Source organism: Streptomyces sp. GESEQ-35, from assembly GCF_017948485.1.
In the GTDB taxonomy this organism is placed as follows: domain Bacteria; phylum Actinomycetota; class Actinomycetes; order Streptomycetales; family Streptomycetaceae; genus Streptomyces.
The window spans coordinates 73,324-88,147 of record NZ_JAFFSX010000004.1; the positions used below are offsets into that span (position 1 = coordinate 73,324).

Sequence of the window (14,824 nt, forward strand, 5' to 3'; positions counted from 1 at the left end):
TGAACGCCCGGTGAAGCACCCGTCCCGGTACACAACGGAACCCAGAGCTTCTCAGAAGACGACCACAGCAACGCCCTTCAAGGGGCGCGGGGCTGTATCGATATGCGGCTCCGCCGCGTGGGCGCGACCAGCCACAGCGAACCCGCAGCCGCCCCACGACACAAGGCCGAACGGCGCATCGCACGGCCCCGACGGCACTGACCAACCCGGCACAACAACAACCCCGGCGCAAGCCAACGCAGTGCTGTGGCACCCGGTCCGCACGTCGCTGCGGGTGCGCGCGGACCGGGGCCGTTCAGTGGACCCCGGTGAACGGGATCAGTGGGCGGTGCTCAGTTCCTTCGGCCCGGCCGGCGCAGCGGCATGCGCGTCCATGCGCTCGGCGGCGAGGATCGCGGCCGCCGTGTCCGCGCGTGACGCGGCGACGACCAGCGCGCGGCCCGCGAGGGCATGGGCCCGCCGGTGCAGGGCGGCGGAGGACTGAGGTGCGCCGGCGGTCGGCAGCGCCCGCATCGTCGCCCCACCGCGCAACCGGCTCACCTGTTCGGCCAGCCGCTCCGCAGCCGCGTCCAGGTCGGCCGAAGGCGCGATCGTCCGCAGCTCGTCCGTGATCGCGAGGAGCGCGGCGAGATGGCCCGCGAGCTGGATGTCCAGCTCCTCCTCACGGGACCGGTGGGGGAAGTCCGAGGTGGTGCCGGCCATCGAGCTGTGGACCGACTTGGTGCGGATCGGTTCGTACATGGGATGGCCTCCTGTGTTCTGACAGAAGTCATCCTAGCTTAGATTTCGTCTAAAGTTGAGTGATTCACAAAACGGGACGGCACGTCCACGCAGGGTGAGCGTCAGGTCTGGCTGTAGCCGTCCAGGAAGTTCCCGATCCGCCCCACCGCATCCCGCAGATCCCCGACCGTCGGCAGCGTCACCACCCGGAAGTGGTCATGCTCGGGCCAGTTGAAGCCGGTGCCCTGGACGACCATGATCTTCTCGCGCCGCAGCAGGTCCAGGACCATCCGCCGGTCGTCCTTGATCTTGAAGACCTGGGGGTCGAGCCGCGGGAAGAGATACAGCGCCCCCTTCGGCTTCACGCATGTCACGCCCGGAATCTGGGTCAGCAGCTCGTACGCCACGTCCCGCTGCTCACGCAGCCGTCCGCCGGGAAGCACCAGGTCGTTGATCGTCTGGCGTCCGCTCAGCGCGGCGACCACGCCGTGCTGTCCCGGCATGTTCGCGCACAGCCGCATGTTCGCCAGGATCGTCAGGCCCTCGATGTATGAGTCGGCGTGCGCCCTCGGGCCCGAGATCGCCATCCAGCCAACCCGGTAGCCGGCCACCCGGTAGGCCTTCGACATGCCGTTGAAGGTGAGTGTCAGCAGGTCGGGGGCCACCGCGGCCGTCGGCGTGTGCGTGGCGCCGTCGTAGAGGATCTTGTCGTAGATCTCGTCGGAGCAGACCAGCAGATTGTGGCGGCGGGCGATGTCGGTCAGGCCCTTGATCATGGCCTCGTCGTAGACCGCGCCCGTCGGGTTGTTCGGGTTGATGATGACGAGGGCCTTGGTGCGGTCGGTGATCTTCCGCTCCACGTCCGCGAGGTCGGGCATCCAGTCGGACTGCTCGTCGCAGCGGTAGTGGACGGCCGTACCGCCGGACAGCGACACGGCCGCCGTCCAGAGCGGGTAGTCCGGGGCCGGGACGAGCACCTCGTCGCCGTCGTCCAGCAGGCCCTGCATCGCCAGCACGATCAGCTCGGAGACGCCGTTGCCGATGAAGACGTGCTCGACATCCGTCTCGATGCCGAGGGTCTGGTTGTGCATGACGACCGCCCGGCGTGCGGCCAGCAGGCCCTTCGCGTCGCCGTAGCCGTGCGCCGACGACACATTGCGGAGGATGTCCTCCAGGATCTCGGGAGGGCACTCGAAGCCGAACGCCGCCGGGTTGCCGGTGTTCAGCTTGAGGATCCGATGCCCGGCCGCCTCGAGCCGCATCGCCTCCTCGAGCACCGGGCCCCGGATCTCGTAACAGACGTTGGCGAGCTTGGTCGACTGGATCACCTGCATGTCAGGGAGCTTACGGCCCGGTAACGCGGTCCGGACGGTGTTTTCCGCCACGTGAGACGCGGGGGTTTGGGCTGTTATCGCCGGTAGCTGTTTCAGGAGCCCGATAAGTCCCTACAATGCGCGGTCATGTCCAGGCCATCGGAATACGGAAACGCCCACCCGGAGGGGGAGGACCCTCAGGAGGCGCCGAACGTGTACCACCCGCAGGCCCCGGCGACCCCGGTGTACGACGAGTACGCCGATCCGGCGGCCGCGCACGGCTGGCAGGACGGTGCCTTCGACGACACGGCCCAGCTGCCTCCCGTGGCGGACGGTGAACCCGCGGGTCGGTCGGGCCACCGCGGCCGGCACCGGCCCCTCGGCCTCCGCTCGCGCCGCGCGATGGTCGCCGCAGGTGCGGTGGGGGTTGTGTCGGCAGCGGCGCTGATCGCCGCTTTCTCGTTCTCCGGGTCGTCCTCGGGCGACGGGGAGGGCAATCACGGCCGTACGGGTTCGGCGACGGCCGGGGAGTCCACAGAGCCCGCCGAGGCCGGAACCGCCACGGGCTCGGCCCCCAAGGGGACGCCGGACGCGGTCACGCCCTCCGGAACCGCTTCCACGTCCCCGACGCCGGAGGAGTCGAGGGCGACGGGGGAACCCTCGTCCGGTGCGGCCACCACCCAGGCCCCCAGCGTCACTGCGAGCCAGTCCGCCCCAGGCAACTCCGACGGCAATCCGGGGAAAGGGCAGGGCAGCACCAAGAAACCCAGGTGAGGATCCGGGCGCGAGCGTAGGGCCCGTCACCTCCCCTGCACGTCGCGTCTACGGCGTCGTACGGAGCCGTGAGCGACCGCGTGCGCGAGCGGAGCAGGACACCCGGGCCAGTGCCACACTCGGGGCAGGGATTGCCATGAACGGGGGACGGACATGGCCGACTTCACGCTTCTCAGCGACGAACCGGTGGAGTGCGCGGAACTTGATCGGCTCAAGGCGCAGGACAGTGCCGAGGCGCTCACCAGGCTGCTGATCCGCTCGTGCGGCTCGACGCCCATGGCCGTCGCGGTGGACGCGCGCCGGGGCATGGGCAAGAGCACCCTGATGCGCCTGACGCGGGCCCGGCTACGGGAGGAGGACGTCGAGACCGTCTGGTACAACGCGTGGTCCGCCCGCAGCGGTGACCAGTTGGAACGCCTGCTCAAGGCGGTGCTGGCCGGGTTCGGCCGAGGTGCCCTGGTCCGGTTCCTGGCCACGTCGGACGGGAGGTTCTCGTTCGTCGCCGTGCTGCGCCTGGGGCTGGCCGTGGCGGCCGCCTTTGTGGGGCCGGCCGCGCTGGTCAACGTGGTCTGGAACGCGCTGACCGTCGATCCCCGTCGACGTGTCGACACGCAGGAGTCCGTGCAGAAACTGGTCTCCGCGTGGGCCGCGCGCCGCGGGAAGAAGGGCAAGAAGCAGCTGCTCGTCGTCTTCATCGACGATCTGGACCGCTGCACCGACCAGGCCGTACTCGCCGTCTGCGAAGCCGTGAAGCTCTACCTCGGGGTCCGTGGCATCGCCTTCGTCGTCAGCTGCGACCGTGCGGCCGCGGGGCCCAACGGGATGTTGCGCGATGCGTCGCCGGAGGCGGCGGAGTTCATGGAGAAGATCTTCCAGACGAGCTACCGGTTGCCGGCCGTCAAGGACGACCACGTCGAGTCGTACATCGAGAAGTCGGCGACCGAGGCGGGCATCGGCGCGTTACTCGATCCCGATCTCACCAAACTCGTGGCGGACGGCTGTCGCCGCAATCCGCGCCGCATCAAGAGGCTGATCAACGCCTTCGTGCTGGCCCGTGGGATGAACCCGGTGTGGGGCAAGTACCGGCCCGAGATCGCCTTCCGGGTCCTGCTGCTCCAGATCTGCTACCCCGAGTTCTACCGGCAGCTCGTCGACCAGCATCACGAGGGGCGCCGGGACGCGGTGAGCGAGCTTGAGGACTACCGTCGGGCGCGGCGCGTGCTCAGGCCGGCGGGTCCCGAAGCGGCGTCCGGGGAGGACTGGGAGTGGGTGGTGTCGTACTTGCTGGAGTACGAGGTGAAGCAGCCCGAGCGGTCCGCCCGCGGGACGTGGCGGCAGAGTCTGACTGAGCTGGAAGGCAAGCTGCCGAACGAGTTCGGCAAGCTCTCCGACGACCCCGACTTCATCTCCCTCTACGACGGCCTGATGAAGTTCTCGGATGCGACGAAACTCATCGAGTCCCTGCGGCAGTTGCCGCTCGGCGACGCGGTGCTCCCGATCGCCGCGCAGCGGCTGACGGAGCCCGCGCCGACGCGGGTCAAGGAGGACTTCACGGGGCTGCACGTCCTGTGGGTGGACGATCACATGGCCAACAACCGGCGCCTGGTGGAGTATTTGACGCTGCGGGGCGCCGTTGTGGTGGAGGCTCCTGATCAGGAGGAGGCGGAGCTCGCGCTGGCCAACGACCGTGTGAACCTGGTGATCTCCGACATCGGTCGCGGCAACGGCCCGGACGCAGGCCTGGACGCACTCCAGGAATGGCGGGAGCGCGGCCTGTACCCCGTGCCGAAGGAGGCGATCTTCTATGTCTCCAAGTGCACCCTGAACCGGCACGCCCGCGCCCGCGAACTGAAGGCTCTGGGGCCGACATCAAGCCCTGACCTGCTGACGCAGTGGGCGCTCCAGGTTGCCCAGGAGCAGCGCGCCCTCGCCCCGGCCCCGATGACACGGGAGGCATGAAGATCCCAACCATGGGCAGGAGTCCGTCTGTTGACGGCCAGGGGTAGGGAAACCCCCACGCCCTGGACCAACTCCTTGCCCGTGCGCCCCTTCGCGATGAGAATGCGCATGACAAATCTGCCGGTGGCCGGAAATTCTCCGGTCACCTTCGTCGCAATGAGGGGACCCCCCACATGAAGAAGCCTCTCGGTGCCGCGCTCCTGGCCCTGGCACTGGCCGGGGCCGGCGCGGCGCCCGCGGTCGCGGCGCCCGCGGCCGACTCCGTCGGCAAGAGCGTGGACGCGGACACGGCCGTGTCCACGGTCTGGGACCTGGCCACGTCGACCACGGCGAGCCTGAACCAGGCCCTCGCGCCCTCGGCACAGGCCGTCACCTTCGCCGGCACCGTCTCGCTGAGCAACTGTTCCGGCTCGGTCGTGCGCTTCCCGGACTCCGAGGACAACGACCCGGCGCTGGTCATGTCCAACGGCCACTGCCTGGAGTCCGGCTTCCCCGAGCCCGGCGAGGTCATCGTCGACCAGGCCTCCAGCCGTACCTTCGGTCTGCTGAACTCCGCCGGTACCCGCGTCGCGACCCTGCGCGCGAGCAAGATCGCGTACGCGACGATGACCGACACGGACGTGTCGATGTACCAGCTCACCACCACCTACGCGGCGATCAAGAGCTCGTACGGCATCGACCCGTTGACGATCAGCGACGCGCACCCCACCGCCGGCACCGCGATCACGGTCGTCTCCGGCTACTGGAAGCGGACGTACGCCTGCAACGTCGACGGCTTCGTGCCCCAGCTCAAGGAGGGGAGCTGGACCTGGAAGGACTCGGTCCGCTACACCTCCGCCTGCCAGACCATCGGCGGCACCTCGGGCTCGCCCGTGATCGACAACGCCACCGGTCAGGTCGTCGCCGTCAACAACACCGGCAACGAGGACGGCGGTCGCTGCACCGACAACAACCCCTGCGAGGTCGACGAGAGCGGCAACGTCACCGTCCGCCAGGGCATCAACTACGGCCAGCAGACCTACCAGATGGCGCCCTGCTTCGGCGTCGACAACAAGCTCGACCTGAGCGCGAGCGGCTGCACCCTGCCCAAGCCGTAGATCAAGCGACGTGACTCAAGCGAGGGCGGGCGGAGTTCTACGGACCGCCCGCCCCGCGAGTACGTCCGTCCGCCGCCCGTCCTCGATCACGAACCGTCCGTCGATCAGGACGTGCGGGATGCCCGTCGGGAGCGCGCGCGGACGTTCGAAGGTCGAGCCCGCCGCCACCGTCGCCGGGTCGAACAGCACCAGGTCCGCCCGGTAGCCCTCGCGGACCAGCCCCCGGTCCGGCAGCCGGAGCCGGGCGGCGGGGCGCGAGGTGAGGTGGGCGACGCACTCCTCCAGGGACAGCACGCCCAACTCCCGTACGTACCGGCCGAGATACTGCGGGAACGTCCCGTACGCGCGCGGGTGCGGCTTCATCCCCTGGAGGATGCCGTCCGACCCGCCCGTGTGGACGGGGTGCCGCATGATCGCCCGGACGTTCTCCTCGTGGCCCACGTGCTGGAGGATCGTCGAACCGAGCCGGTCCTCCAGCAGCAGGCGCCGGGCGGTCACCCAAGGGGCCTCGCCACGCAGCTCCGCCGACTCCCGGACCGTACGGCCGACGTACTCGCCGAGCGCGGCCTCGCTCACACCCGAGATCTCGATCGTGTCCCACTCGATGGGCACGCCATGGCAGCCGTCCGCGCCCACGACCTCCATGTGATGACGGATCCGCTCGGCCGTCTCTTCGTCCGCCAGCCGCTTGAGGATCTCCTCCGGCCCGCCCTCGCTGGCCCAGCTCGGCAGCATGGCGACCAGGGTGGTGCAGCCGGGTGTGTAGGGGTACGTGTCGAGGCTGATGTCCGCCCCGGCGGCCAGCGCGTCGTCCAGCAGCGTCAGCAGCTCGGGCGCCCGGCCCTTGTTCACGCCGAAGTTCATGGTGGCGTGGGCGAGATGGAGAGCGCAGCCCGCCTCCCGGGTCAGGGCCACCATCTCCTCGTAGGCCTGGAGGGCACCGGCGCCGTACGAGCGGTGGTGCGGGCAGTAGTAGCCGCCGTATTCCGCCACCACCCGGCACAGTTCGGTGAGTTCGGTGTCCTTGGCGTACATGCCGGGGGTGTAGGTGAGCCCGGACGACATACCGACCGCACCCTGCTCAAGCCCTTCCGCGAGCAGCCGTCGCATACGATCCAGCTCTCCGGGCGTCGCCTCCCGGTCCTCCCACCCGACGGCGAGCATCCGGAGGGTGCCCTGCGGGATGAGATAGGCGGCGTTCACGGCGATCCCGCGATCCAGCCGGTCCAGATACTCGCCCACCGACCTCCAGTCGAAGTCGATGTCGTCGCCGTACCCGTTCCACCCGGTGATGGCACGGCGTACCTCGGCGAGCGTGCGGTCGTCGACGGGCGCGTACGACAGCCCGTCCTGGCCGATGACTTCGAGGGTGACCCCCTGTGCGGCCTTGGCGCTGTGGTCGGGGTCGCGGAGCAGGGCGAGGTCGCTGTGGGCGTGCATGTCGATGAAGCCGGGGGAGAGGACGAGCCCTTCGGCATCCAGCTCCCGGGTCGCTGTGGGCCGTTGACAGCCCGCGGCCGCGGCCTCCTTGACGATCGCCACGATCCTGCCGCCGTCGACGGCCACATCGGCGCGGTACGAGGGCGCGCCGGAGCCGTCGACCACGTCCGCGTCACGGATGACGAGATCTGCCATGCCGGGCCTCCTAGAAGAACGTGCGAATGTAGTCGACGACCGTCCCGTCCGCCTCGGCGACCGGGATCAGCTGCCACTTGTCGAACGACGTGCACGGGTGCGACAGGCCCATACCCAGCCAGTCGCCGACCTCCAGGTCCGCCTCCGGAGCCGTGCGGATCCACGCGTGCTGGTCGGAGAGGCCGGTGACCTCGATGCCGGCCGCCGGCCGCTCGGTGTCACCCCGGCGTACGACCTGGGCGAAGGGCAGGTCCAGGTCGTACGCCGCGTCCCGCTTGCCCGCGTTGGCGAAGGCCTGGTCGGGCGAGGGGCGGGAGACGACCTGCGCCCACAGGCGGAACGCGGGCTCCAGCGCGCCCTCTTCGGGGACACGGGTGAAGGGGGTCAGCTTGCGGTAGTGGCCGTCGTCGTGCGAGACGTAGGCACCCGAGCGCAGCAACTTCAGGACCGGGCCACCGAGTTCCGGGATCTCGGCGAACACGTCGGCCACCGCGTCGAACCAGGCGCTGCCGCCCGCGCTGACGACGATCTCGTCCAGGCCCTTGAACCGCCCCGCCCGGTCGAAGTCGACGGCCAGTGCGACCAGCCGCCGCAGCCAGGCGTGCACCCGCTCCGGATCGGCCTGCGGGACCTCGCCCTCGTACCCCGCGACGCCGACGAGACGCAGCGTGCGCGTGGCCGCCACCGCGTCCGCGACCGCCGCGCACTCCGTCTCCGTACGGACGCCGGTGCGGGCGCCCTCACCGGCGGCGAGCTCGACGACGACGTCCAGCGGGCGGCCGGCTCCCTGAAGCGCCGCGTCCATCAGCTCGACGCCGCGCACGGAGTCGACGTAGCAGATGAACCGGAAGTCGCCGTCCGCTGCCAGCTCAGCGGCGATCCACCGCAGAGCCGCCGGGTCCACCAGTTCATTGGCCAGGAAGATCCGCCGGCTGCCGAAGGCCCGGGCCACCCGCACCTGGTGCGGCACGGCGAGGGTGATGCCCCAAGCGCCGTGCTCGACCTGGCGCTGGAAGAGCTGGGGGGCCATGGAGGTCTTGCCGTGCGGGGCGAAGACGAGGCCGTGGCGGACGGTGTACGTCTCCATGAGCGCGAGGTTGTGCTCCAGCCGCTCGGCGGAGAGGGCGAGGACCGGGGTGGCGAAGCCGTCGGTGAAGAGGTTGCGGCGCTGGGCCGTCAGCTCGGCGACGGTCAGGCCGTCGGCGTCCGGCGGGAGGCCCTTGAAGCGGTGGTCGACGCGTTCCTCTGCGAGGCGGGCGAGCGCTTCGGTGCCGGTGTCGGGGGACACGGGACCTCCCTGATCAGGTGGATTGCAAAGTATGCAACGTGCATTGCGTATGTCGCTTACCGCTGTCTAACATCCAGGCCAACGCCGGGTCAATGGAGCCCGCGCGACCGAGACAACGAGGAGCTACGACCATCGTGAATGCCCCCGACGTCCTGGACGTCGTCGCGCTCGGCGAGTCCATGGTCACGTTCCTGCCCACCCGACCGGGCCGCCTCGCCGACGTCCCCTCCTTCGACCGCGCCATCGGCGGCGCGGAATCCAACGTGGCCTGCATGCTGGCGGCCTCCGGCCATTCCGCACGGTGGGTGAGCCGGGTCGGCGCGGATGGCTTTGGCGATCACTTGATCGAGGCGATCGGCGAGTACGGCGTCGACGTCTCGGCCGTACGGCGTGACCCGGAGCGGCCGACGGGCGTGTACTTCCGTACGGCGGGGGACCGGGCCGGCGACGGTCATGAGGTGGCCTACTACCGGACGGGGTCGGCGGCATCCGCCATGGCAGCGGAGAACATGGACTTGGAGGCGGTGCGCGCGGGCCGTGTACTGCACCTCTCCGGGATCACGGCAGCACTCTCCGACGAGTGCTTCAGCCTGCTCTGGCAACTGACGGCACCCCGCCCGGACCGGCCCCTCGTCTCCTTCGACGTCAACTTCCGCCCGGGCCTGTGGCACGACGCCGACGGCCCTCGCGTCCTCCTCGACCTCGCCCGCCGCGCCGACATCGTCTTCGTCGGCACCGACGAGGCGAGGGCGGCCTGGGACATCACCGGGGGCCCGGAGGAGATCCGCGAACTGTTGCCGGAGCCGGGGGTGCTGGTGGTGAAGGAGGGTGCGAGGGGAGCGACGGCGTTCGAGACCGTTGTCCCGCGGGCAGTCGTGCCGCCTGGGGCGGCTCCCGACCCAAAGAAGGGCGGCACCCCGTCAGCGCCGGGCAGCGCGACCCACCCCCGGCCCACCCCAACGCCGGTCACCTTCGTACCCGCCCTCACCGTCACCCCCGTAGCCGCGGTCGGCGCCGGTGACGCCTTCGCCGCCGGCTTCCTCTCCGCCACCCTCCGCGAACTCCCCGTCCGCGACCGCCTCCGCCACGGCCACCTCATGGCCGCCGCCACCCTCACCGCCCCCGGCGACCTCGCCGCACCCCCCGCCCGCGACACCGCCGACCGCCTCGCCGCCCTCGACGACAACGCGTGGGAGACACTTCGACTCGGCCCCGGCTGGACGACCCAGCAGGCCGACGAGGAGGTACGTACGCCATGAGCCAGACCGTCGACCGCGCACTCAGCATCCTGCCGCTGCTCGCCGAGGGCCCCGCCGACCTCGGCCAGGTCGCCGACCGCCTGGGCGTGCACAAATCCACGGCGCTGCGCCTGCTCCGCACGCTCCACGAACACGGCATGGTCTACCGCCAGTCCGACCAGCGCTACCGCCTCGGCGCCCGCCTCATCGCACTCGCCCAGGAGGCGATGGAGAACCTCGACATCCGCGAGATCGCCCACCCCCACCTCGCACGCCTCAACGACCAGTGCGGGCACACCGTCCACCTCGCCGTCTACGAGGAGGACGAGGTTCTCTACATCGACAAGGTGGAGAGCCGCTACCCGGTGCGCATGTACTCACGCATCGGCAAGCCGGTCGCCATCACGGTCGCCGCCGTCGCCAAGCTGCTGCTCGCCGATCTACCCGAACCCGAGCGCCGCGTCCTCGCGGAGAAGCTCGACTACCCCATGTACACGGCCCGTTCGACGCCGCATTCGGAAGCCTTCCTCAGGGAACTGACCAAGGTGCGCGAACAGGGCTGGGCCACCGACCTCGGTGGCCACGAGGAGTCCATCAACTGCGTCGCCGCGCCGATCCGCGGCGCGGACGGCCGGGTCGCCGCCGCGATGTCGGTGTCGGCGCCCAACGTCGTCGTCACCGGCGACGAACTCCTCACCCTGCTCCCGCTGGTCCGCCGTACCGCGGACGCGATCAGCGGCGAGTACTCGGGCAGAACCACGACGAAGGATTCCGTATGACCGAGAAGATCGCCCTCACCCCCAAGACCCACACCACGCCGCCCGCGAAGTTCTCGCACGGTGTGAAGAAGGGCAACATTCTCCAGGTCGCCGGCCAGGTCGGCTTCCTGCCCGCGGTCGAGGGCGAACCCCCGACGCCCGCGGGACCGACCCTGCGCGAGCAGACCCTCCAGACCCTCGCCAATGTCAAGGCGATCCTGGAGGAGGGCGGGTCCTCCTGGGACGACGCGATGATGATCCGCGTCTATCTGACGGACGTCGCCCACTTCGCGGAGATGAACGAGATCTACAACGCGTACTTCGAGGAGCAGGGCCTCACCGCGCCGCCCGCCGCGCGCACCACGGTGTACGTCGGCTTGCCCGCGGGGCTCCTCGTCGAGATCGACGCGCTGGCCGTACTCGACTGACGGACTGACACCCCTCAACTCCCGCACCCCGTACGCCATCTCGGCACGGTGCCCGTCATCCCCCGGGGAGCCGTGCCGCGATCCCCCCTGCCCGAAAGCTCCATGCATTTAAGTAGAGGACCCCCGAATGTCCCATCCGCTCGCAGCCACCGCCCCAGCCGAAACGCCACCCCACACCGGAGGCCTGCTCCTCCTCATCGACGGCACCGCCGGTCTCCTCACCGTCGCCGCCATCGGCATCGCCCTGCTCCTCTTCCTGATCATCAAGGCGCGCCTCCAGCCGTTCGTCGCGCTGCTCGCGGTCTCCATAGCCGTCGGCCTGCTCGCGGGCCTCTCGGTCACCGAGCTCTTCGGCACGGTCCAGCGCTCGGACGCCGTGTCGACCATCGAGTCCGGCATGGGCGGCATCCTCGGCCATGTCGCGATCATCATCGGTCTGGGCACCATGCTCGGCGCGATCCTCGAAGTCAGCGGCGGCGCCGAGGTGCTGGCGTCCCGGCTGCTGAACCTCTTCGGCGAGAAGCGGGCCCCGCTCGCCATGGGCGTCACCGGCGTGATCTTCGGTATCCCGGTCTTCTTCGACGTGGGCATCTTCGTCCTGGCGCCGATCGTGTACGCCGCCGCCAAGCGGAGCGGCAAGTCGATCCTGCTCTACTGCCTGCCCCTGCTGGCCGGCCTGTCCATGACCCACGCCTTCCTGCCCCCGCACCCGGGCCCGGTGGCGGCGGCCGGACTCCTCCACGTCGACCTCGGCTGGGTCATCCTCATGGGCGTCGTCTGCGGCGTCCCCGCCGTGCTGGCCGCCTGGGTGTTCTCGGCGTGGATCGGCAAGCGCATCTTCGTCGCCGTACCGCAGGACATGGTGGAGGCGGCGGCCGAGGCGAAGCAGGCGGTCATCGACGAGCAGCGCGAGGCGGGCGTGGAGCCCCAGGAGAAGCCGGTCCCGCTCGGCACGGTCCTGGCCATCATCGGTACGCCCCTGGTGCTGATCCTCGCCGCGACCTTCTCCTCGATCGCCCTGGACCCCTCCACGGGCCGCTCGGTGGTCGAGTTCTTCGGCAGCCCCTTCGTAGCCCTCACCATCGCCCTGCTGCTCGCGTACTACCTGCTGGGCATCCGGCGCGGCTGGTCCCGCAAGTCCCTGGAGACGGTCTCGACGTCGTCCCTCAAGCCCGTCGGCAACATCCTGCTCGTCGTCGGCGCCGGCGGTATCTTCGGCGCCGTCCTCAAGGGCAGCGGCGTCGCCCAGGCCCTCTCCGACACCTTCAACGACGTCGGTCTCCCCGTGATCGTCCTCTCCTACCTGATCTCGGTGGTCCTGCGCGTCGCCCAGGGCTCGGCGACGGTCGCGATCGTGACAACGGCGGGCATCGTGGCCCCCCTCCTCTCCGAGGGCGACCACTCCCAGGCCTTCATCGCCCTCGTCATCATGGCGATCTCCGCAGGCTCGATCTTCGCCTCGCACGTCAACGACGGCGGCTTCTGGATGGTCGCCAAGTACTTCGGCATCAGCGAGCGCGACACCCTCAAGACGTGGACCGTGCTGGAGACGGTGCTGTCGGTTGCGGGGTTCGTGGTGGCGGCGGTGCTGAGCTTGTTTGTGTAGGCGTCTGATAACAAAGTCGGGGCTGGCTGTGTACGGCACAGGATCGTCGACCATACTGCCCGCTGTGGAGCAGCGCATAGGTTCGAGCAGCCAGCCCCTGGACGGCGCCGGGATCGACCCGGCCTTCATCCCCGGGCTCACCTCACCCGTGTCCGAGGACCCGGAGGACGTGAAGCCGGAGAAAGCGGAGGAGCCGGAGAAGGCGGAGTCACCGGCCGAGGCCTCCGAGGAGGCCGTCGAGGACGCACCCGATGAGCCCCCCGCCTCCGAAGAGCCGGAGTCCGCGGAGGAGGAGTCCGAAGAGGAGGAAGCTCCCGACGGACCCGTCTTCGAAGCCTCCGACCGCCGCGCCAGGATGATCGCCGACCACAGCGGCGTACGACTGTTCCTGGACGACCAGGAATGTGAGTTCCGCTGGGACGAGATCGGTGCGGTCGAGACGGAGTCCCCCCGCTTCGGCAAGCGTTTCACCATCACCGTGCACACTCCTGACCGCCGCTGGTTCCCGATCGAGATCGAGGCGACGGCCAGGAGCCGCTTCAAGGAGTGGGAAGAGCAGCTGGACGCGGTCCTGGACGCCTACTTCGAGGACGCCGAGGACGCCGAGGAGTCCGACTAGCTAGCTGCAGTACTGGGCTTCCTTGCCGATGGACCGGTACATACAGTCCGAGTTCTCCAGCAACTGCAACACCGCATCCCGGTTACGGGCCGTCTCCCGCTCGATCACCTCGTCGGGCGGGTAGAACCCACCCCCGGAGCTCGACGACGGATACATCTCGTACGTGTAACCGAAGATCTTCTGGTTGCCCCACAGCCAGTCGTCGATCGACCCGTCGGTGATGTACAGGTCACTGGACTGCTCCGGCGTATAGCCGTTGCTGGCGGCCATCTTCCCGCCCACCGTGGCGAAGGCGTTACGGTCGTCCGCCGTCATACCGGTCGTGGTGTCGGCGGTGGTGTACCCGAAGGGCCACAGCACCAGTTCGCTGTACGTGTGGAAGTCGATCCCCGCCTTGATCTGCTGCACACCACCGACAACCCGGCTGCGCACGAAGTTTGCGACCACCTTGACCTCGGGTGCGGACTCGGCGGCAGTGCCCCGGTACGTCTCCGAGGACGTCGACCCGGACGACCCGCCACAGCAGCCAAACCGGTAGTTCCAGTTCCGGTTGAGGTCGGTACCGACGTACGAGGAACCGGAGTTGGGCTGCCGGTTCTTCCGCCAGGACCGGTAGGCTCCGGTCGCGATGTCGTACTCGCCGCCGTCCGGGTTGAGGTCGGGGACGATCCAGATCTCGCGGTTGTTCACCATGCTGGTGACGCGGGAGTCCGTGCCGTAGTCCTGCGTCAGTTCGCGCAGCAGGTACAGCGCCATCTCGACGGTGAGGTGCTCACGGGCGTGCTGGTGGTGGGTGAACAGGACCTCCGGCTCGGCCTCGTCGGTGCCGACGTTGTCGCTGATCTTGATGGCGACGATGTTCCGGCCCCCGTACGAGGTGCCGATGGTCCGCTGGCTCGCGATGCTCGGGTTGGCCGAGATGAGGGAGCTGATCTCGCTCGTCATCTCCGCGTAGTTGTGGTACCGCGAGTCGGCCGACGGGAAGTCGAGGAGCCGTATGTCGTCCGCGCTCGTCGACCGGTCCGGGGCCGCGCCCAACGACGTGACCTCGTAGCCGAGTTGGCGGAGCTTCTTGACCTGGTCTGCGCGGCCCGAGATCACGACGCCGTGGTCGTCGACCTCGTCCACCGTCACGCCGACCTGCTGGATCGCCGTACGGTCCTTGACGGTCGAGTGCATGTTGATCTCGTACTGGCGGATGTCGTCCGCCGAGGCCGTGGGGCGTGCGCCACCGTCCGCGGTGGCGTTCGTCGCCGTCGCGGCGAGGGGAGCCGCGAGTGCGAAGGCGGCCAGTGCGGCCAGTGCGGCGGTTCGTCTGCCGCCTCGCGCGCCTGAGCCGCGTATGCGAAGTCGCATGAAATCTCCTAGTTTCTCCAGGAATTCCGGGGT

Annotated in this window: 13 protein-coding genes; 8 read left to right on the forward strand and 5 right to left on the reverse strand. The window is 69.5% G+C overall.

The genetic code is table 11. From position 1 onward, the window contains the following. Window positions 1-318: 318 nt before the first annotated feature. Both KCH87_RS09690 and KCH87_RS09695 read right to left on the reverse strand, forming a co-directional pair. Entirely contained in the window at window positions 319-741 is a 423-nt protein-coding gene (locus KCH87_RS09690) for a hypothetical protein (RefSeq protein ID WP_210585547.1), read from the reverse strand. A gap of 101 nt (window positions 742-842) precedes the next feature. Then, window positions 843-2,054, reverse strand: coding sequence for a pyridoxal phosphate-dependent aminotransferase (locus KCH87_RS09695; RefSeq protein WP_210585548.1), 1,212 nt, complete (start codon window positions 2,052-2,054; stop codon window positions 843-845). 126 nt (window positions 2,055-2,180) lie between these two features. On the opposite strand from KCH87_RS09695, the gene KCH87_RS09700 reads away from it, so the two are divergent. The 3 genes from KCH87_RS09700 to KCH87_RS09710 all read left to right on the forward strand — a co-directional run bounded on the left by KCH87_RS09700 (window position 2,181) and on the right by KCH87_RS09710 (window position 5,863). Next, window positions 2,181-2,807: a hypothetical protein gene (locus tag KCH87_RS09700; protein WP_210585549.1), complete on the forward strand. Its 627-nt coding sequence runs from the start codon at window positions 2,181-2,183 to the stop codon at window positions 2,805-2,807. A 153-nt stretch (window positions 2,808-2,960) separates the two neighbouring features. Next, on the forward strand, window positions 2,961-4,766 hold the full coding sequence (locus tag KCH87_RS09705) for a P-loop NTPase fold protein (protein WP_210585550.1): 1,806 nt from the start codon (window positions 2,961-2,963) through the stop codon (window positions 4,764-4,766). Between the two features lie 173 nt (window positions 4,767-4,939). Beyond that, a complete protein-coding gene (locus KCH87_RS09710; RefSeq protein WP_210585551.1) occupies window positions 4,940-5,863 on the forward strand; it encodes a serine protease in 924 nt (307 codons plus the stop codon). 15 nt (window positions 5,864-5,878) lie between these two features. Here KCH87_RS09710 and KCH87_RS09715 read toward each other — a convergent pair whose 3' ends face one another. Further along, entirely contained in the window at window positions 5,879-7,498 is a 1,620-nt protein-coding gene (locus KCH87_RS09715; protein WP_210585552.1) for an amidohydrolase family protein, read from the reverse strand. A gap of 10 nt (window positions 7,499-7,508) precedes the next feature. Continuing rightward, complete coding sequence (locus tag KCH87_RS09720; protein ID WP_210585553.1) at window positions 7,509-8,786, reverse strand: amino acid deaminase; 1,278 nt, start codon at window positions 8,784-8,786, stop codon at window positions 7,509-7,511. Between the two features lie 92 nt (window positions 8,787-8,878). Here KCH87_RS09720 and KCH87_RS09725 point away from each other — a divergent pair, with 92 nt between their 5' ends. The 5 genes from KCH87_RS09725 to KCH87_RS09745 all read left to right on the forward strand — a co-directional run bounded on the left by KCH87_RS09725 (window position 8,879) and on the right by KCH87_RS09745 (window position 13,435). Next, complete coding sequence (locus tag KCH87_RS09725) at window positions 8,879-10,045, forward strand: sugar kinase (RefSeq protein WP_210585554.1); 1,167 nt, start codon at window positions 8,879-8,881, stop codon at window positions 10,043-10,045. Then, window positions 10,042-10,803, forward strand: coding sequence for an IclR family transcriptional regulator (locus KCH87_RS09730; RefSeq protein WP_210585555.1), 762 nt, complete (start codon window positions 10,042-10,044; stop codon window positions 10,801-10,803). Before KCH87_RS09725 ends, KCH87_RS09730 begins: the two co-directional genes overlap by 4 nt. Continuing rightward, a complete protein-coding gene (locus tag KCH87_RS09735) occupies window positions 10,800-11,210 on the forward strand; it encodes a RidA family protein (RefSeq protein ID WP_210585556.1) in 411 nt (136 codons plus the stop codon). The genes KCH87_RS09730 and KCH87_RS09735 overlap by 4 nt, the downstream gene beginning before the upstream one ends. Before the next feature lie 127 nt (window positions 11,211-11,337). Further along, the gene (locus KCH87_RS09740) at window positions 11,338-12,816 is read left to right on the forward strand and encodes a GntP family permease (RefSeq protein WP_210585557.1); all 1,479 of its coding nucleotides are present in this window, start codon (window positions 11,338-11,340) and stop codon (window positions 12,814-12,816) included. Between the two features lie 64 nt (window positions 12,817-12,880). Then, window positions 12,881-13,435 carry a hypothetical protein gene (locus KCH87_RS09745; RefSeq protein WP_210585558.1) on the forward strand — a complete coding sequence of 185 codons (555 nt, stop codon included), beginning with the start codon at window positions 12,881-12,883 and terminating at the stop codon, window positions 13,433-13,435. Here the strand turns inward: KCH87_RS09745 and KCH87_RS09750 are convergent, their stop codons facing one another. Continuing rightward, window positions 13,436-14,791 (reverse strand): M14 family metallopeptidase, encoded by a 1,356-nt coding sequence (locus tag KCH87_RS09750; protein WP_210585559.1) that lies wholly within the window; start codon window positions 14,789-14,791, stop codon window positions 13,436-13,438. Window positions 14,792-14,824 lie beyond the last annotated feature (33 nt).